The following is a 19836-nucleotide window of genomic DNA, read 5'->3' as shown; positions in this document are numbered from 1 at the left end:
CAAGCGCCGCGCTGGCGCGAACGGGAGGCATGCATGTTCCTTGGCGTGGACATTGGAACCACTTCGGTCAAATCCGTGCTGGTCGATGCGAAGCAGACCGTGCTCGCGAGCGCCACTCACGCCCTGGCCGTGACCCGGCCGCATCCGGGCTGGTCGGAGCAGGCGCCAGAGGATTGGTGGACTGCGGTTTGCGCCACGCTCGACAAGCTCACCAGCACCCATCCGCACGAGATGGCGGCCGTCGAAGCAATCGGTCTATCAGGCCAGATGCATGGCGCGACTTTGCTCGGCGCCGACGACCAGGTGCTGCGCCCGGCGATCCTGTGGAACGACGGACGTGCGGCCGCCGAATGCCTGGAGCTTGAAGCCGCCTGCCCCGATGCGCGGCGCATCACCGGCAACATCGCGATGCCGGGCTTCACGGCCCCGAAGCTGCTTTGGTTGCGCCGGCACGAGCCGCATTTGTTCGAGCAGATCCGAAAGGTGCTGCTGCCGAAGGATTATGTCCGGCTGCGCCTGACCGGCGAGTATGTGTCCGACATGTCGGACGCGTCGGGCACCTATTGGCTCGACGTTGGCGCACGCCGCTGGTCGAGCGACCTGCTGAGCGCGACGGGTCTCGAGATTGGCGCGATGCCGTCGCTGGCCGAAGGCACCGACGCGACGGGTCGGCTGCGCCCCGATCTCCAAGCGCGATGGGGGATGACCAAGGCTCCGGTGCTGGCGGGGGGCGCCGGCGACAATGCCGCCTCGGCTTGCGGCATCGGCGCGGTTGTGCCCGGCTCTGCTTTCGTGTCGCTCGGCACGTCCGGCGTTCTGTTCGTCTCGAATGCGCGCTTTTCGCCCAACACCGAGGGTGCTGTGCATGCCTTCTGCCATGCCCTACCGGGGACCTGGCACCAGATGGGCGTCATTCTGTCGGCGACCGATAGCCTCAATTGGCTGGCGAAGCTGGTCGGGCAACCCGCGCCGGCGCTCGCGGCCGAGGTCGGCGAGGCGTTGGATGGCCCCTCTCCCGTGACCTTCTTGCCTTACCTCTCGGGCGAGCGGACGCCGCATAACGATGCGGCCGCGCGGGGGCTCCTGGCCGGACTGGCGCATGGCACGGATCGGCGCGCGCTGACACAGGCCGTGCTCGAAGGCGTCTCGTTCGCGTTCAAGGATTGCCAGCGCGTGCTGGCCGATGCGGGCACCGACTTCGCGCGGGCTTTCGCGGTCGGCGGCGGCGCGCAATCGCGCGCCTGGCTGCAGATCCTCGCCAACGTGCTCGATCGCCCGCTCGATCTCACGGCCGAGGCGGATGTGGGCGCGGCGTTCGGCGCCGCCCGGCTCGCAATGGCGGCTGCCACCGGGGCGGACCCGGCCTCGATCATGACGCCGCCACCCGTGCAAAGCACCATCGAGCCAAATGCGCGGCTCGTGCCCCTCTACGCGGAAGCCTACGGACGCTATCGCGGTCTCTACCGGCTCGGCGAGCCGGCGCGATAAGCCGAGGGACCTCACCATGAAACGCTCCTTTATCAACCAGCAGATGCGCGACGCCAACGCGACATTCGCGCGGCACGGCTATGTGCCGCCGCCCTGGGCCACCTGGTCGCCAGCGCAATGGGACGCCGATCCCGCCCGTCGGCACTTCTGTGCCGAACATCAGATGGGTTGGATCATCACCGATTTCGGCAGCGGGGATTTTTTCCGTCAGGGCCTCATCCTGCTGGTTGCGCGCAATGGTGTCGCGGGGCGCGCGGGGCAGCGCGTGTATGCCGAGAAGGCCATCGTGATGCGGGAGGGACAGGAAGCGCCCTATCATTATCACCGCGCCAAAACGGAGGACATGCTGGTGCGGGGTGGCGGCTCGCTCGGCATCGATCTCGTCAACGTGGATGCGGCCGGCAAGCCGATCGAGGCACCGGTCGAGATCCTGGTCGATGGCGCTCGCTCGACCATCGCGGCGCGACAAACCGTCGTGCTCACACCGGGCGAGAGCCTGACGCTGCCGCCGCTGCAGGCACATCGTTTTTATGGAATTCCCGGGACCGGGACGTCATTGGTCGGAGAAATCAGCGAAGTCAACGACGACCTGACCGACAACTACTTCCTGGAGCCGTTCGGCCCGATGACGATCGAGGACGACGAGCCTGCGCTTTATCTGTTGTGGCGAGACCTCGCGGCCGGGTGACCCGCGACCACGATCCCGCTTGCTAAAAGAGAAACACACGCATAAAGATATCTTTATATCTCGTGTGATCTGGTTGTTTGATGACGAATGCGGTCCCTCTCTCGTTTGGCTCGGCCCTCGCGGCGCTTGAAGCAGCCGGGGAAGCCACGCGCCTTCGGCTTCTCGCGCTGTTGGTCGAAGCGGAATTGACCGTGACCGAGATCGTCTCGATCCTCGGTCAATCACAGCCGCGCGTGTCTCGGCATCTGAAGCTGCTGGTCGAAGCCGGCCTCGTCGAGCGCCATCGCGAGGGCGCATGGGCGTTCTTTTCCTGCATGGCTCGGACGCCGACGGCCTCTTGCGGCCGCGACCTGGTGCGGCGGCTCGACCCCGATGACCCGGTTCTGGTTGCCGATCGGGCCCGGCTCGGCGAGGTTCGAACGGCCCGCAATCAGAATGCGGAGCGCTATTTCGCTACTCAGGCAAGCCAATGGGATCGGCTCCGCTCGCTGCATATCGCCGAGGAGCGCGTCGAGACCGCTATTCTCGAGGCGGTTGGGCCGGGGCCGTTTCGCGCCCTGCTCGATCTCGGCACCGGCACCGGCCGGATGCTGGAGCTTCTGGCGCCTTTGGCCGACCGCGCCATCGGGATCGACCAAAACCATGCGATGCTCAACATCGCGCGGACCCGGATCGAGCGAAGCCGTCTGCGGAATATCCACCTCCGCCAGGGCGACATCTATGCGCCGCCGGTCGAGCGCGACGGCTATGATCTCGTCATCCTGCATCAGGTGCTGCATTACCTCGACGACCCGTCCCGCGCCCTTCGCGAGGCGGCTCGAGCCTTACGGCCGGGCGGCCGCCTCGTCGTGGTGGATTTCGCACCGCATGACCATGAGTCCTTGCGGGACCATCACGCTCACCGCCGGCTCGGCTTCTCGCGGCAGGAGATCGACGGTTTCATGGCCGATGCGGGCCTCGCCAGCGAACAGCATCGCGACCTGACGCCGAAAGACGGCGAAGCCGATACGCTGACGGTGTCGATCTGGATTGGCCGTGATCGTCGCACCTTGTCGGATGCCCCGCTCGCCTTTCCCCATCAGGAGGTTGCTTGATGCTGCCCGATCATCGCCCGAGCCGCTCGCATAGCCTCGTGAAGGCGACGCCCATCAAAGTGTCGTTCGAGTTCTTCCCGCCCAAAACCGCCGAGATGGAGGTGGGCTTATGGGATGCGGTGACGCGGCTCGAGCCGCTCGAGCCAGATTTCGTGTCCGTCACCTATGGGGCCGGCGGCTCAACGCGCGAGCGGACCCACGCCACTGTCGCGCGCATCGTCAGCGACACCACGATGAAGCCGGCCGCACATCTCACCTGCGTCGGCGCCACCAAGGCCGAGATCGACGAGGTGGTGGCCGGCTATTGGTCCGCTGGCGTGCGCCATATCGTGGCGCTGCGCGGTGATCCGCAGGGCGGCGTCGGCACGGCCTACACGCCCCATCCGGGTGGCTACGCGACCTCGGCGGATCTCGTTGCCGGGATCCGCCGCGCCGGCGACTTCGAGGTTTCCGTGTCGGCTTATCCTGAGGCCCATCCCGAAAGCCCGAACATCGATGTGGATCTCGACGTCTTGGCCGCGAAGGTCGATGCGGGTGCGACGCGCGCCATAACGCAATTCTTTTTCGATAACGCGTTATATCTTCGATACATCGAGCGGGTCCGGGCGCGGGGCATCACAATCCCGATCATTCCCGGCATCGTCCCGGTTCAGAATTTCAAGCAAACCGCGAATTTCGCGGCCCGAACCGGCGCCTCGGTGCCGCAATGGCTGGCCGATCGGTTCGAGGGGCTCGACGATGATCCGGCGACGCGGCGGCTCATCGCAGCCGCCGTGGCGGCCGAACAAGTCCTCGATCTCGTCGATTACGGGGTCCGCGATTTCCATTTTTACACGATGAACAAGGCCGATCTCGTCTACGCGATCTGTCATCTTCTGGGACTGCGACCGAGGCTCGATCAAGCCGCCGCCTGAAGCGGGATCGGACCGATCGAGCAACAAAGCGACCACATGCAGAGGTTCCGCCCGTGACCACCACAGCCCAAGCCCTTCGTGACGCAGCCGCCGAGCGCATTCTGGTGCTCGATGGTGCCATGGGGACGATGATCCAAGAGCGCCGTTTTGACGAAGCGGCCTTTCGAGCGGAGCGGTTCAAGCACTGGCCGAGCGACCTGCGCGGCAACAACGACTTGCTGACGCTGACCCAACCGGATGCGATCCGCGACATTCACCTGCAATATTTTCTGGCCGGCGCCGATATCGTCGAGACCAACACGTTTTCGTCCACCACCATCGCCCAGGCCGATTACGGCATGGAGGCGATCGCGGTCGAACTGAACCGCGAAGGCGCGAGGCTGGCCCGCGAAGCGGCCGATCTCGCCGAAGCGAAGGACGGCCGCAAACGGTTCGTCGCAGGCGCGATCGGGCCGACCAACCGCACGGCGTCGATCTCGCCCGATGTCAACAACCCCGGCTACCGCGCCGTCACGTTCGATGAGCTGCGGATCGCCTATGGGGACGCGGCGCGCGGCCTCATCGAAGGGGGAGCCGACATCATCATCGTCGAAACCATCTTCGACACGCTGAACGCTAAGGCGGCTCTGGCCGGGATCGACGAAATCTTCGAGGAGATCGAGCGCACTCTGCCGGTGATGATCTCCGGCACCATCACGGATCTCTCCGGCCGCACCCTGTCGGGCCAGACCCCGACGGCGTTCTGGAACGCGGTGCGGCACGCCTCGCCCTTCACCGTGGGGCTGAATTGCGCGCTCGGCGCTCGGGAAATGCGCGCGCATCTCAGCGAAATCAGCCGGGCCGCCGATACGCTGGTCTGCGCCTATCCCAATGCCGGGCTGCCGAACGAATTTGGCATGTATGACGAGAGCCCTGACTATATGGCCGAGCTGGTCGGCGAATTCGCCGAATCCGGCCTCGTCAACGTCATCGGCGGCTGCTGCGGCACCACGCCGGCCCATATCCGCGCCATCGCGGCACGCGTTAAGGGCCTCGCGCCCCGCGTCGTGCCGACCATCGAGCCGATGCTGCGCCTGTCCGGCCTCGAGCCTTTCACGCTGACGAGCGACATCAAGTTCGTGAACGTCGGCGAGCGCACCAACGTCACGGGATCGGCCCGCTTCCGCAAGCTGATCCGCGAGGGCGATCTCGCGGCGGCGCTCGACGTCGCACGCGATCAGGTCGCCAATGGCGCGCAGATCATCGACATCAATATGGACGAAGGCCTGCTCGATTCCGAAAAGGCGATGGTCGACTTCCTCAACCTCATGGCGGCCGAGCCGGATATCGCCCGCGTCCCCGTGATGGTCGATAGTTCCAAGTTCGGCATCATCGTGGCCGGCCTGAAATGCGTGCAGGGCAAGCCGATCGTCAACTCGATCTCGCTGAAGGAAGGCGAGGCGAAATTCATCGCCGACGCGCGGATCGTGCGCCGCTACGGTGCGGCCGTGGTCGTGATGGCCTTCGATGAGGAAGGCCAGGCCGACACGCAGAAGCGCAAGATCGAGATCTGCTCCCGCGCCTATAAAATACTGACCGAGACAGTCGGCTTCCCGCCCGAGGATATCATCTTCGATCCGAACGTCTTCGCGGTCGCGACCGGCATCGAGGAACACAACAATTACGGCGTCGACTTCATCGAAGCGACACGTGCGATCCGGGCCAACCTGCCCTACGCGCATATCTCCGGCGGTGTCTCGAACCTATCCTTCTCGTTCCGCGGCAACGAGAAGGTGCGCGAGGCGATGCACGCCGTGTTCCTCTACCATGCGATCACGGCCGGCATGAACATGGGCATCGTCAACGCGGGGCAACTCGCGGTCTATGGCGAGATCGACCCCGACTTGCGTGAGGCCTGCGAGGACGTGGTGCTGAACCGGCGCGCCGACTCGACCGAGCGGCTGCTCGCCCTGGCCGAACTCTATAAGGGCCAGGATGGCCAGGTCGCCAAAGCTAAGGACCTGACATGGCGCGAGGCGCCGGTCGCCAAGCGGCTGGAACACGCGCTCGTCAACGGCATCACCGAATTCGTCGACGCCGATACGGAGGAGGCGCGCGTCGCGGCCAAACGCCCGCTTGACGTCATCGAGGGGCCGCTGATGTCCGGCATGAACGTGGTCGGCGACCTGTTCGGAACCGGCAAGATGTTCCTGCCGCAGGTGGTTAAATCCGCCCGCGTCATGAAGCAGGCGGTGGCGGTGCTGCTGCCCTATATGGAAGCCGAGAAGCTTGCGAGCGGTGGCGGATCGGGCCGAAGTTCGGCCGGCAAGATCCTGATGGCGACCGTCAAAGGCGACGTGCATGACATCGGCAAGAATATCGTCGGGGTGGTCCTGGCCTGCAATAATTACGAGATCATCGACCTCGGCGTGATGGTTCCGGCGCAGAAGATCATCGACGTCGCGATCGCTGAGAAAGTGGATGCGATCGGCTTGTCGGGCCTCATCACGCCGTCGCTCGACGAGATGTGCTTCGTGGCCGCCGAAATGGAGCGCCAAGGGCTCGACCTGCCGCTGCTGATCGGCGGCGCCACGACGAGCCGCGTCCATACGGCCGTCAAGATCCATCCGCATTACGAGCGCGGTCAGGCCGTCTATGTCACGGATGCGAGCCGTGCCGTGGGTGTCGTTTCGGCGCTGCTGTCGCCCGACACCAGGGTGAGCTACGTCGAGACCGTTCGGGGCGAATATCGACGCGTCGCCGACGCTCATGCCAAGAACGAGCGCGACAAGCAGCGGCTCCCGCTTGCCAAGGCGCGCGCCAACGCGCTCAAGATCGACTGGTCGGGATACGAGCCCCCACGACCATCGTTCCTCGGCACGCAGACGTTTAGGACTTTCGATCTTGCGACCCTGGCGGGCTTCATCGACTGGACTCCCTTCTTCCAAACCTGGGAGCTGAAAGGCCGCTACCCGGCCATTCTCGACGATCCAAAGCAGGGCGAAGCCGCTCGCAATCTCTTCGCGGACGCGCAAGCCATGCTGGCACGCATCATCGAGGAGAAGTGGTTCACGCCGCGCGCCGTGATCGGTTTTTGGCCCGCGCAGTCGGTCGGCGACGATATCCACCTGTTTGACGATGAAACCGGCGCGCGCAGCGAGACCTTCTTCACGCTGCGGCAGCAATTGAGCAAGCGCGACGGACGCCCCAATACAGCGCTCAGCGATTTCGTGGCACCCGGGACGGCGGGCAAGCGGGATTACATCGGTGGTTTCGTGGTAACGGCCGGCTCTGAGGAGATCGCGATCTCGACCCGTTTTGCCCAGGCCAATGACGATTATTCCTCGATCCTGGTCAAAGCCTTATCGGACCGCTTTGCCGAAGCGGCGGCCGAGTTTATGCACGAACGGGTGCGCCGCGAATTCTGGGGCTATGCGGCCGACGAGGTTCTGACCGACCAGCAGCGGCTCGACGAGACCTATCGCGGCATCCGCCCCGCGCCGGGCTACCCCTCGCAGCCCGACCATACTGAGAAGCTCACCTTGTTCCGCTTGCTCGACGCCGAACATGCCGTTGGGGTGCGGCTGACCGAAAGCGTGGCCATGTGGCCTGGATCGTCCGTTTCTGGCCTTTATCTCGCACACCCAGAGGCGCATTATTTCGGCGTCGCCAAGGTCGAGCGAGATCAGGCGGAGGATTATGCGGTCCGCAAGGGAATGCCGCTCCGCGAGGTCGAGCGCTGGCTGTCGCCGATCCTCAACTACGATCCTCTAGCGCTCGCTCAGGAAGCGGCCGAATAGGCGATCCATAGCGACGCGGTCTGGTCGTTGCCCTCCGTCGCGAGCGTTAACCTTTCGTTAAAGATTGAATCGACTTGGACTAAATTGGGAGCACAGTTGCGCCGGGCTAGGGAGACGAAACCGGCATGTGCGATCAGCTGATTACAGCGGCGTTAATGGTGACTTTAGTCCTGACGATGCTGGCCGCACTCCTCGCGGCTCTCGGCACCTCCCGGGTCGATGCGTCACGCACGGCGCGCTTTCAAGCGTCGGTCGGCTTCCTCGCAGGCGGCCGCGTAGAGGGTCTCGTCGAAGCAGGTCAGGTCCGCCATGGCGGCGAGCAATCGCGGGGTCTTGTCGACGCGCGGCGTCGGAGCGCCCTTCATCTTCGTAGCGAGCGCGTCGGTGACATTGCGGGGACGGACCACCTTCGGCGGCTGCAGGTTCAGGCTCTCATAGATCAACGCGACCGTTGCCTCGAACTTCTCCGTAATGCCGATCGCATCCAGGCCGCGTATGCGCGCGACCGCGCTCTCGACGGCGACCGCCGGGACATCGTCGCGGGTAACGCGATGGGCTTGTTTCATCTGACGAAAGCCAAGCCCGAACGCCGCGAGATAATGGTTGAAAATCTCGGGCGCGCTCCGAACGGCGGGGTGCTCGAAGAATTCCTCGGCAGAGAGCGCGTTAGCGAGACGAACGAATGGGTTCACCCCGGCCTTGGACGTGACCTCGTGCGAGCGGTGGGATCGGTACACCGAAATCAGACGATCGGTCGGATTGCGAAAAACGCTGATAACCTGCAGCGGCCGCTTCGGAATGAGGCGAAGCGACGCGACGTCGAAATGACCGGAAAAATAATCGAATTCCGCCATTTCGTCCGCCGTGTGTAGGTTCAGAAAATCGTCGTGGACCGGGCAGACCCGATGGGGCGGAAAAGCATGCTGCAGCATGTCATAGAGCGTCGTACCGCCGGTCTTTTGCAAGTGGATGAAGGCCACGGCGGCGGGCGCGCGCGGGCCCGGAAGCCGGCGTAGTCGCGGCACCACGGCGAGGCGAAATCGATCCGTCGAGGTTTCAACCGGCACTGCAACCTCCGGATCGCGCCCTTGAAGCGGCGGCAAGTCGTCGATATCCCGCAGCGGCGTCTCGCAGCAACGTTCCTGCGCCACCGTCCCCCCGAGATGATCCAGCATCGCCCGGCTCTGTGCGGCATCGGGATCGAGCAGGCAGGCTTGACGAAACGCCGCAACGGCGTCCTCCACCCGATGTCGCGCGAGCAACAGATGGCCGAGGTGATGATGCGTCTCGGCTGCGCCCGCCTCCTGCGCGAGCGCGGAGCGGTAAGCATCCTCGGCCTGAGCCAAGGAGCCCTGCTCCTTCAACACATGACCATATTGCACCCAGATCGCGGGTTGCGCGGCATCGATCGCGAGCGCAGCCGCGTAATCGGCCTCGGCCTCTCTCCAAGCGCGCGCCGCATTGGCCCGATCGGCTCGATCGATCAACCGCGTGACGGTCTCACGCGGATTGGGCATCGAGAGCAAACGGCGAACCGGATTGAGCACGGCAGTCCTCGACCGCGCCTCGCCTCATTGCGAAGGACGCAATCGGCTGATGCAACGCGATCGTCGCGAAATTACGGCAAGAGTCAGGACTGACGTGAGCCGATGCTCAGGTGACGACGCCTTTCACACGCTCGCGGTAAGCCGTGTAGATGGCGCTTGCGGCGATGATGGCGCTGCCAACCACCATACCGACGGTCGGCACCGTGCCGAGAAAGAGGAAACTCAGCCCACTGGCCCAGAGCAATTGCATGTAGGTGAACGGGGCGAGCAGCGAGGCGGGCGCGAACCGATAGGCGACGACCTGCATCAGGCTGCCGAGGCCGCCGAACAGGCCGACAGCGATCACGACTTTGATTTGGGCCGGGTCGGGCGTCGTCCAGTCGAAGACGACGAGCGCCGACAGCATCACGGTGCCGATCAAGGCCGAATAGAGGATCGAGGTACTCGCGGTGTCTTGCTTGTTGAGGCGTGTGCCGATGACCGCGACGGCACTCGCCACCGCCCCCGCGAGTGGGATCAGCGCGGCCAGTCGAAACGAACTCCCACCGGGCTGCACGATGATGAGCACGCCGATCAGCGCCGCGATGGCGGCGCTCCAGCGTCTGATGCCGACTTTTTCGCCCAAAAAGATCATCGCAAGGGCCGTGACCATGACGGGCGCCACGAAACCGATCGCCGTCGTCTCGGGAACGGCCAGATATTTGAACGACAGGATGGCGGCCAAGGTCGATAGCGCAGCCATGCCGCCCCGCAACAGTTGCAGGCCGGGCCGCACCGCCGTGACCGACCGCCGACCGCGAGCCAGCAGAGGCAGGGTCGCAAGAAGAAACACGACATAGCGGAGCCACGCGACCTCGAGCGGTGGCAGCGACGTCATGAGCGATTGCGCCGCGAGGTCGGACAGGGGGAACGCCATGGTGCTCGCCAGAATGGCCGCGATGCCGAGGGCTGATCGGTCCGCGGTTGGCACGCTCGCCTCGCGGTGCAGCGTTGTCGGAGCATACTCGACACGAGACGTGTGTCGCGGGCGCCGCAGCCCCCGCCGGTAGAACGACGGCGCAACGACGGAGCGCGCGGTTAGCGACCGGGTGGGTCGGGATAACGAGAACGCCACGGTTGATCCTGAACGATATCGGGGGCTGATCCGCGAGCCTTAGACCCGCTTTCTCTACGATTGCTTAACCAAGGCCATCGATCAGAGCTCTTGTCGTGCGACCCACAAGCGGCCTAATGAACGGGTCCATGAGCAGGTGGCCGAGTGGGTGGGATCGGAGCAGACACATGAGCGCCATGATCCCCATCACGCCGCTCATCTCGATCGATGAGGACGAGATCGACGAGAGCTTTGTCCGCGCTTCGGGCGCGGGCGGTCAGAACGTCAACAAGACCTCGTCGGCCGTGCAGCTGCGCTTCGACGCGCGCAACTCGCCCAATCTGCCCGAATTCGTGCGCGATCGCCTCCCCGCCATCGCGGGCCAGCGCATGACCCAGGACGGCGTGATCGTGCTGTTCGTCCAGACGCATCGCTCCCAAGCGCTCAACCGCAAGGAAGCGCTCGACCGCCTGATCGACTTGATCCGCGATGCCACGATCCGCAAACCGATCCGCCGGCCAACGCGCCCGACCTTGGCGTCGAAGAAACGTCGACTCGAAACGAAAGACCGTCGCTCGGTCGTGAAAACCTTGCGCCGCAACACGACACGTGACGAATGAGCGGGCACCCGGCTGCCGTTGGGACCGTTTCGTCGGCAAGTGTGGCGAAACTCGCACAGAACTCCGCCGCATGCACCTTTAGGATGGCGTCTCACGCTCAGGGGCGAACGGGGTAACTTCCGCTCGTGCAGACCACGAATGCCCAATTCGACGCAGAAATTTAACGAGGACCCGGCCGAAGACGCGGCGGTGCTGCTTCTCCGCATCGGACTAGCGGTTTTGGCGATGGCGGTGCCGATCAGCATGGTGCTGTCGCGCCGGGCGCTGTTCATCCTCGTGCCGATCGGGGCGGGACTCCTGCTTGTGGCCGGATTGCTGCTCTCCGATCGCTCGCTCCTGCGCCGCCTCCGCACCACGCTGCTCTCGACAGCCGGGCTCAGCGGCCTGGGGCTCCTCGCCTGGAGCGCGCTGTCGCTCGTCTGGAGCCCGGTCGGGATCGACGCGGCGGAGCGGCTGGCCAAGATCGGCGGGACGCTGCTGCTCGTGATTGTGACGGCCGCGTTCCTTCCCGAGCGGACCCGCACCTCTAACCTCAATCTTTTTCCGCTGGGCATCGTGGCCGCCGTCGCCTTCACGCTCGCGACCGCGCTCGGTGCGCCGGGCGCCTTCAGCTTTCAGACCGATGACTCGACCCTCGAACGTGCCGTTGTCAGCCTCGTGGTGCTGGTTTGGCCCTCGCTCGGGGCATTGGCGATTCGTGACCGCTGGATGGCCGCAGGCTTGATCGTCGTCGCGGTCGCGGTCGCGGCCATGGCGGCCTGGACCTCCGTCGCGCTCGCGGCCTTGGCGCTCGGGTCGCTGACTTTTGCGATCGCGACGATCGACCCCGGTCGCATCGGGCGCCTCCTCGGCGTCATCGTCGCAGTCTTGTTTCTGTTCGCGCCCGCGGTGCCGTTCGGCGTCGGCCTTCTATTCAAGGGGCTGCTCGCCCTGTTTGGTGATCGGCTCCCCGACCTCACGACCGCGACTGAAACCATGCGGATCTGGGCCACGATCGTCGTGAGCGAGCCTGTCCGGCTGATCACCGGTCACGGTCTCGATATGGCGACGCTGGCGCCGCTGAGCGGCTTTCTGCCACCGCAGACACCCAAGAGCCTCTTGTTCGAGATCTGGTATAATTTTGGCGTCATCGGCGCCGTCCTGGCGGCTGTGCTCTCACTCAGCGCGTTCCGGATCATCGGACATCTGTCGCCCACCGTCGCGCCTTTCGTGCTCGCCGAATTCGTCGCGGTGCTGACCATCGCGTTCTGCGGCCTCGACACCACGCAACTGTGGTGGGTCACACTGCTCGGCGTCGTGGCGCTCGCTTTCGCGACGGTCGTGCGCGGCCAGTATCGAACCAGCCGCCCGATGGCCCGGCTCGAGCCGTCCATCGCGCCGCTGCCGCGCGGACAAGCGACACTTTGACAAGCGCCCCGGTGGTCGGCGACCCGGTCGCGGCCGTGATCCTCGATGCGCCGCTGACATGGCGGATGGTGGCGGCCGTTGCCGACGGAGCCCCCCTGCTCGGCTCAGGCGCCGCGACCTCCCGCATCGACGCGGCGAGATCCCTGGTCGACACCATCGTGGTGCGCTCGATCCGGGCCTATGGCGTCAACACCGGCGTCGGCGCGCTCTGCGACGTCATCGTCGACCGCGATCATCAGCAATCGCTGTCGAGGAACATCGTCATGAGCCATGCGGTCGGGGTCGGCGCTCCACTCGGCAAAGCCGAAACTCGCGCCATCATGGCGGCAGCCGTCAATAATTGGGCGCATGGTTATTCCGGCGTGCGGATCGATGTCGTCGACACGCTTTTGGCGCTGCTGGCGGCGGATTGCATCCCGCTCGTGCCGTCACGCGGTTCCGTCGGCTACATCAGCCATATGGCGCATATCGGCCTCGTGCTGATCGGCGAGGGCTTTGCGATATGCGGTGCGGAAACGCTGACCGGTGCGATGGCTTTATCCAGGGCCGGGCGGACGCCGTTGGTCCTCGACGCGAAAGAAGGCCTGAGCGTCGTCAACGGAACGCCCTGCGCCACCGGCTTGGCGGCGCTGGCGCTGGCGCGAGTCGAACGGCTGCTCGATTGGGCTGACGCGAGCGCAGCTCTCTCGTTCGAAGCGCTCGCCGGCGACCCCGCCTGCTTCGCCGAAGACAGCATGGCGTTGCATGCCTCGCCAGGGTTGCGCGCCGTCGCGGCCCGCCTCCGGCATGTCCTCGCGGGCAGTTGCGCCATCGCGGCGACAGGGGCCGGTCGCACCCAGGAGGCGTTGAGCTTGCGCGCGGTGCCGCAGGTGCATGGGGCCGCCCGCGATGCGCTGGTTTATGTCGCCGGTGTGGTGGATCGCGAACTCGCCTCGCCGACCGACAACCCACTGCTGCTCGGCCCACCCGATCGGCCGCGTGCCGCCTCCACGGCCCATGCGGTCGGCGCCGGTGTCGGCCTCGCCATGGACCTCTTGGGGATTCTCACCGCTGAGGTCGCCGCCATGGCGGAGCGGCGCATCGATCGGCTCGTCAATCCGCTGGTGAGCGGCCTGCCGGCTTTTCTGGCCGCCGCGGGGGGCAGCCGCTCCGGCTTCATGATCGCTCAATATACGGCCGCCTCGCTCGTGGCCGAGAACCGGCGGCTCGCCGCACCCGCCAGCCTCGATGGCGGCGTCACATCGGCGCTGCAAGAGGATCATCTCGCCCACGCGACGCCGGCCAGCCTGAAGGCGCTCCAGATCATCGATAATGCCGCATCGATCCTGGCGATCGAAGTGCTGGCCGCCATCCAGGCGACCGATCCCGTCGCCGCGCGCCGCTCGCCCGTTTCGGCCGCAATAGCGGCCCGCCTCCGGGCCGTCGTTCCGCCTTATGCCGATGATCGTCCGCTCGGGCAGGATTTTGGGCGCGCTGCCGCGATGATGGCCGGCTCGGCGCCGTTCTGACGGCACCGACGTCGTTGCTTCAGTGCAGCAGCGTCGTCTCGATCGGTGCGGCGGCTCCGGCCGCGATCAGCGCGACGGGGGGCGCCCTCAGGTCGGGCGAGAGCGCATGTTCGAGCCAGGCGATCAAGCGAGCCAGCACGAAGTTGATCAACAGATAGATCAGCGCCGCGCAGAGGAACACTTCCATGGTCCGGTAGGTCTGCGCGATGATCCGCTGTGCCACGCCGCTGACCTCGGTCACCGTGATGATGCTGGCGAGCGACGTCGACTTCACCATCAGGATCATCTCGGTCGAATAGGCTGGCAGCGCGCGCCGCAGAGCGATGGGCGCGATGACCCGGCGGAGCAGCAGGAATCCCGACATGCCACAGGCGCGCGCCGCCTCGATCTGCGCGGGCGGCACCGCCAGCAAACCACCCCGAAAAATTTCGGTCGCATAGGCGGCGGTGCAGAGCGCCAACGAAATCACGGCACAGGAAAAGGGGTCGCGCAACAGCGGCCAGGCGATGCTGTGGCGAACGGCGGGAAATTGCGCGATGCCGTAATAGACCAGGAACATCTGGATCAGCAGCGGCGAGCCGCGAAACACGAACACATAGGCCCGGGCTATCCTGTCGAGCACTTTATAGCGACTGACCCGCATCGCCGTCAGGGCGACCGCCAGACAGGCCCCGAACGTGATCGACAGCGCAAACAGCGCCAACGTCAGCGGCAAAGCCGCGATCAGCCGTTCCATCGTATCGAGCAGAAAGGGAAAATCGAGACCCATCGTCATGCCGTATGCACGGGGCGGCGGAAGGATTTGCCGGTCCGCACCTCGGCGGCGTCGAAGATGCGGTTCGAGACCGCCGTCATCAGCAGGTAGAGCGCACCACCCGCCACGTAGAAGCCGAAATAATCATGGGTCGAACCGGCTCCGACCTGCGAATTCCGCATCAGTTCGGCAAGGCCCGTCACCGAAATCAGAGCCGAATCTTTGAGGCTCAACTGCCAAACATTGCCAAGCCCCGGCAGAGCGAAGCGAAACACTTGCGGCGCGATGATGCGCCGAAACCGGAGGAACCCATTCATACCGACCGCGCGCGCCGCCTCGATCTCGCCGCGCGACACGGCCTGGAATGCGCCCCGGAACACCTCCGCCTGATAGGAGCCGGAGATGATGCCCACCGCCAAGGCTCCGGCCAAGAACGTCGGCACGCCGACGAAACCCTCATGGCCAAACAGGCGGCCGATCGCCGACAACACCGACGATCCGCCGAAGTAGAAGAGATAGATGATGAGGAGTTCGGGCACGCCGCGAAACACGGTCGTGTAAACGTCGCCGACGAGGCGCAGAGCCAGGCTCTGCGACAGCTTGGCGGCTGCGACACCCGAGCCGAGCACCGCGCCGATGGCGAGCGACGCCAGTGTCACGGCAACCGTGACACCCGCGCCGAGAAGCAGGAAGCCGCCCCATCCCGTCGGCCCAAAGCCGAATTGCGTGAAAGCGCTCACGGGCGCGGCGGCTCGATCGCCTGCCTCAGGGGGTCACGTCGATCTTGAACCACTTGAGGCTCAGGGTCTTCACGGTTCCGTCCTTGATGGCGTCGGTCAAAGCCGTGTTGAACATGGCGATGAGGTCACCATCCGACTTGCGAATGCCGAAAGCTTCACCCGGTCCCCAAACAGCACCGCCGATTTGCGGGCCCGTATAGGCCATGTCCTTGTTGTCGGGCTTGGCAAAGGCGGCGGTGAAGTAGGTGGCATCGTCAAACGCGAGGTCGATACGCCCCGTCACCAGATCGATATCGTGCTCGGCCGCGGTCTTGTATTCGCGAATGGTCGCGACATCCTTGAAGTTATTGACCACGAAGGGCTCGTAGACGGTGGCGGTCTGCAGCCCAATGGTCTTGCCCTTGAAGGCTTTGCGGAGGTCGTCCATCGTCGGCGTCAGGCCATCGTTGCTGAGCTTGATGGTCGTGCCGGAGCCAGGCGCATTGGCGAGCGGGCCGTTCTTGTCGGAGACGAACACACCGGGCGTGGCCGCATAGGGAATCGTGAAATCGATGGTCTTCTTGCGCTCGTCCGTGATCGACAGCGCGTCCATGATGACGTCGATCTTGCCGGCCTGCAGGGCCGGGATCATGCCGTCCCAATCCTGCGAGACGATCTTGCATTCGATCTTCATCCGACCGCAGATATTGCGGAGCAGTTCGGGCTCGTAGCCATCGAAGCTGCCATCCGGCTTGGTCAAATTCCAAGGCTCGTAAGCGCCTTCGGTGGCGATCGTCACCACCTTCCAGTCCTTTGCCACGGCGGGAAGCGTTGCGGCTCCAAAAACCGAGAGGGCCGCAGCGGCCGTGAGGACGAATTTACGCATCAAGTATTCCTTCCCAAATCGTGGACCCCTGCGAGATCGAACAAGCGATCCGGGTCCTTCGGTTCGCAGTATTGACCAGCAGCGGTTCGCGCGAAAGACAGAAGCAGAATCTGGGCCAAACTTTTGTGAAATTGCGTCGCTCATCCGGCCGAACTCGCGCGCTAGTCAGGCGATGCGGCGCGGCCGCTCCCCGAATTGCGTCGCGAAAAACGTGTGATACGCTCCCCGCAACTGCATCAATTCGGAATGGGTGCCGGTCTCAACCGCGCGGCCCCCTTCGATCACGCAGATGCGATCCGCATCCACGATCGTCTGAAGCCGATGCGCCACCACGATCGTGGTGCGGCCGATCCGCAAGTCGTCGAGCGCCTTCTGGATCTCGCGCTCGGACTCGGAATCGAGGGCCGCTGTGGGCTCATCGAGCAGCAGGATCGGCGCTTCCTTCAGGAAGGCGCGTGCGATCGCGATGCGCTGCTTTTGGCCCCCCGAGAGGTTGTTGCCATGCTCACCGACCGGGGTTGCATAACCATCGGCCAAGGCGGTGATGAAATCGTGAGCATGCGCCTTGCGGGCCGCGGCGACGATCTCGGACTGACTCGCACCCAGCCTGCCAAGCCCGATATTATCCGCGATCGTGCCGCGAAACAGAAAGACGTCCTGCGCCACGAAAGCGATGTTGTCGCGCAAGGAGCCGAGCCGCACATCCATGACGCTCTGGCCATCGATCGTCACCAGCCCGGACTGCGGATTGTAGAAGCGCTGGATCAAGCTGATGATGGTCGACTTGCCGCCGCCCGAGGGACCAACCAAGGCCGTGGTGGTGTCCGGCTCGGCCACGAAATCGAGACCTTTCAGCACCGTCTCGCTCGGACGATAGTTGAACCCCACATCCTGGAAAACGATGCGGCTGCGGGTCACGACCAGCGGCGGCTTGAGGTCATCGTCGGCATCGGCGAGCGGCTCGTCCAGAAGATCGTAGATCATCCGAGCGTTCACGAGGCCGTTTTGCAGATCGAGGTTGAGCTTACCGAGGCGCTTGGCGGGCTCATAGGCGGCCAGCATAGCGACGATGAACGAGAAGAACGATCCCGGATCCGCATGCGCGACGGCGACGCGCCAGCCGCCGTAAAGAACCAGCGCCGACACAGCGACGCCGCCCAGCGTCTCGCTCACGGGGCTCGCCATGGCGACCCCCTTGGCCATCCGATTGGCTGCCTTTTCGACCTCGTTGATGGACGCGGCCATGCGTCCGCGCATCACCTCTTCGAGATTGAAGGATTTGACGATCCGGATGCCCTGAACGGTCTCCTGAATCGTCTGCATGATGCGGGCCGAGCCATCGAACTGCCGCCGCGCATATTTGCGGACGCGCCGCATGAGGCGGCCAAGCAGCAGGGCACCGACCGGCATCAGAACCAGCAGCATCAAGGCCATCAGCGGATCGTTGTAGACCATGACGCAGAGCAGCGCGAGCAGGGTCAGCACGTCGCGCCCGGCGGAGGTGACCAGCAGTTGAACGACGTCGCGCACGCTGTTGGCGGCAAGCGCCAAACGCGCCATCAGGTCACTCGAGTGGCGCTGCTGATAGAAGGCGACCGGCTGACGCAGCAGGTGATCGTAGACGCGCGCCTGGATGGCGGCCACGATCCGGTTGCCGGTTCGCGACATGATCACCAATTGGCCGAAGGTCGCCAAGCCCCGCAGGATGTAGAGCGCACCGACGCTGAGAGCGAGAAAACGCAGATGTTTGAACGCGCCCCCTTCGGCGACGCTTAACCCCGTCATGCCATTAACGATCGGGGCCAGCAATGACACGGAGAGAGCTGTCGTACCCGCCGCAACGGCCATCAGGCCGAGCGCGATCGCATAGGCGGAGCCGTGATGGCGACCATGTTCGGCCAGCAATCTGCGGATGAGAGCAAACGACTGCCCATCCTGCGTCCGCTTTTCGGGCACCTTCATCTGCTTCATCGTCTTTGCTAAACACGGCGACGACGTCGTGTTCAAGCGGTAACTACGTCTCACCCGATGAGCGACCTACGATTCAGCTGCGCTGTCGCATTGACGCGTCAGCGGTTCCGGCGCCATGTCGGGGATCTCGACGTCCCCGTTCGTCCTAGGAGGCCCGCATGCCCGTCATTAACAGCGTGGCCGAGGCGACCGAAGAGGTCAAAGTGTGGCGGCAGGACTTCCACCGCCACCCTGAACTCCTCTACGACGTCCACCGCACGGCAGGCCTGGTGGCCGATCGGTTGCGCGCCTTCGGGTGCGACGAGGTTGTGACCGGCATCGGCCGCACCGGCGTGGTCGGGATCATCCGAGGCAACCGGCCCGGCCCGCGCACGATCGCGATGCGCGCCGACATGGACGCTCTTCCGATCACCGAGTTGAACACGACGCTGCCGCATGCCTCGACGACGCCGGGCCGGATGCATGCTTGCGGTCACGATGGTCATACCGCGATGCTTCTCGGCGCCGCCCAATATCTGACCGGGACGCGCAACTTCGCCGGCACAGCCGTGGTGGTCTTCCAGCCGGCGGAAGAAGGCGGCGGTGGCGGCAAGGCGATGGTGTCGGACGGGCTGATGGCCCGCTTCGGCATCGACGAAATCTACGGGATGCACTCCCTGCCGGGTTTGCCTGTGGGTCATTTCGCTCTCCGGCCCGGCCCGATCATGGCAGCGGCGGATCGATTCGAGATCCGCCTCGACGGCCGCGGAGGTCACGCCGCCAACCCACATCTTTGCATCGATCCCGTGCTGGCGGGCGCACAGATCACCACGGCGCTTCAGATGATCGTGGCCCGCAACGTGGATCCGTTGGACGCCTGTGTCGTGTCGGTCACCCAGTTCAACGCGGGATCCGCCGGCAATGCGATTCCGCAGTCGGCCCGGCTCGGTGGTACGGTGCGGAGCCTCAAGGCGGAAACCCGCGTGTTGGCGGAGCGTCGCCTGCGCGAGATCGTGGCGGGCGTCGCGGCCGCCAGCGGCGTCGACGCCACGGTGAACTACGCGCATGGTTACCCGGTCACGGTCAACCATGCCGATCAGGCGCGTTTCGCCGCCACGGTCGCGGCCGACGTTTCGGGAGCTCAAAACGTCGACCCCGCGATCCCTCCGATGATGGGCGCGGAGGATTTCTCCTACATGCTCGAGGAGCGGCCGGGCGCCTTCCTGTTCATCGGCAATGGCGATAGCGCCGGTTTGCACAACCCAGGCTATGACTTCGACGACACCGCCCTGCCCTATGGGATCAGCTTTTGGGGACGGCTCGTCGAAACGGCTCTGCGGCCTTGATGCGATGTCTTTAACTCGCGTTTAACCATTCTTTTACATTCCA

The 19836-nt window shown here is 64.9% G+C and carries 15 protein-coding genes; 9 read left to right on the top strand and 6 right to left on the bottom strand.

Translation table 11 applies throughout. The annotated features are described in order from the left end of the window. Positions 1–33 precede the first annotated feature (33 nt). The 5 genes from xylB to metH all read left to right on the top strand — a co-directional run bounded on the left by xylB (position 34) and on the right by metH (position 7963). Positions 34–1488, top strand: a complete 1455-nt coding sequence (gene xylB, locus EY713_RS08890; RefSeq protein ID WP_131114477.1) for a xylulokinase — start codon at positions 34–36, stop codon at positions 1486–1488. 16 nt (positions 1489–1504) lie between these two features. Then, positions 1505–2176, top strand: a complete 672-nt coding sequence (locus EY713_RS08885; RefSeq protein ID WP_131114476.1) for a D-lyxose/D-mannose family sugar isomerase — start codon at positions 1505–1507, stop codon at positions 2174–2176. An 80-nt stretch (positions 2177–2256) separates the two neighbouring features. After that, the gene (locus tag EY713_RS08880) at positions 2257–3270 is read left to right on the top strand and encodes a metalloregulator ArsR/SmtB family transcription factor (RefSeq protein ID WP_131114475.1); all 1014 of its coding nucleotides are present in this window, start codon (positions 2257–2259) and stop codon (positions 3268–3270) included. Further along, positions 3270–4184, top strand: coding sequence for a methylenetetrahydrofolate reductase [NAD(P)H] (gene metF, locus EY713_RS08875; RefSeq protein ID WP_131114474.1), 915 nt, complete (start codon positions 3270–3272; stop codon positions 4182–4184). The genes EY713_RS08880 and metF overlap by 1 nt, the downstream gene beginning before the upstream one ends. A gap of 53 nt (positions 4185–4237) precedes the next feature. Continuing rightward, positions 4238–7963, top strand: coding sequence for a methionine synthase (gene metH, locus EY713_RS08870; RefSeq protein ID WP_131114473.1), 3726 nt, complete (start codon positions 4238–4240; stop codon positions 7961–7963). Positions 7964–8187: 224 nt separating this feature from the next. Here the strand turns inward: metH and EY713_RS08865 are convergent, their stop codons facing one another. Together EY713_RS08865 and EY713_RS08860 are read right to left on the bottom strand one after the other, a co-directional pair. Further along, positions 8188–9510, bottom strand: coding sequence for a sulfotransferase domain-containing protein (locus EY713_RS08865; RefSeq protein WP_131114472.1), 1323 nt, complete (start codon positions 9508–9510; stop codon positions 8188–8190). Positions 9511–9616: 106 nt separating this feature from the next. Beyond that, entirely contained in the window at positions 9617–10480 is an 864-nt protein-coding gene (locus EY713_RS08860; protein WP_131114471.1) for a DMT family transporter, read from the bottom strand. 320 nt (positions 10481–10800) lie between these two features. On the opposite strand from EY713_RS08860, the gene arfB reads away from it, so the two are divergent. The 3 genes from arfB to EY713_RS08845 all read left to right on the top strand — a co-directional run bounded on the left by arfB (position 10801) and on the right by EY713_RS08845 (position 14138). Further along, positions 10801–11223 (top strand): alternative ribosome rescue aminoacyl-tRNA hydrolase ArfB, encoded by a 423-nt coding sequence (gene arfB, locus EY713_RS08855; protein ID WP_131119474.1) that lies wholly within the window; start codon positions 10801–10803, stop codon positions 11221–11223. A 138-nt stretch (positions 11224–11361) separates the two neighbouring features. Then, a complete protein-coding gene (locus EY713_RS08850; protein ID WP_131114470.1) occupies positions 11362–12630 on the top strand; it encodes a peptide ABC transporter permease in 1269 nt (422 codons plus the stop codon). Positions 12631–12695: 65 nt separating this feature from the next. Then, a complete protein-coding gene (locus EY713_RS08845; RefSeq protein ID WP_131119472.1) occupies positions 12696–14138 on the top strand; it encodes an HAL/PAL/TAL family ammonia-lyase in 1443 nt (480 codons plus the stop codon). Positions 14139–14157: 19 nt separating this feature from the next. On the opposite strand, the gene EY713_RS08840 is transcribed toward EY713_RS08845, so the two are convergent. The 4 genes from EY713_RS08840 to EY713_RS08825 form a co-directional block, all read right to left on the bottom strand. After that, positions 14158–14907: an ABC transporter permease gene (locus EY713_RS08840; RefSeq protein ID WP_131119470.1), complete on the bottom strand. Its 750-nt coding sequence runs from the start codon at positions 14905–14907 to the stop codon at positions 14158–14160. Positions 14908–14909: 2 nt separating this feature from the next. After that, positions 14910–15632, bottom strand: coding sequence for an ABC transporter permease (locus tag EY713_RS08835; RefSeq protein ID WP_131114469.1), 723 nt, complete (start codon positions 15630–15632; stop codon positions 14910–14912). A 25-nt stretch (positions 15633–15657) separates the two neighbouring features. Beyond that, the gene (locus EY713_RS08830) at positions 15658–16497 is read right to left on the bottom strand and encodes a transporter substrate-binding domain-containing protein (protein WP_131114468.1); all 840 of its coding nucleotides are present in this window, start codon (positions 16495–16497) and stop codon (positions 15658–15660) included. A 165-nt stretch (positions 16498–16662) separates the two neighbouring features. After that, on the bottom strand, positions 16663–18459 hold the full coding sequence (locus tag EY713_RS08825) for an ABC transporter ATP-binding protein (RefSeq protein ID WP_245572949.1): 1797 nt from the start codon (positions 18457–18459) through the stop codon (positions 16663–16665). Between the two features lie 167 nt (positions 18460–18626). Here EY713_RS08825 and EY713_RS08820 point away from each other — a divergent pair, with 167 nt between their 5' ends. Next, positions 18627–19793, top strand: coding sequence for a M20 aminoacylase family protein (locus tag EY713_RS08820; RefSeq protein ID WP_131114466.1), 1167 nt, complete (start codon positions 18627–18629; stop codon positions 19791–19793). The last annotated feature ends 43 nt before the right edge of the window (positions 19794–19836 follow it).

It is taken from the genome of Lichenihabitans psoromatis (assembly GCF_004323635.1).
GTDB classification, from domain to species: Bacteria; Pseudomonadota; Alphaproteobacteria; order Rhizobiales; family Beijerinckiaceae; genus Lichenihabitans; species Lichenihabitans psoromatis.
This window is presented reverse-complemented; position numbering and strand designations above follow the sequence as displayed.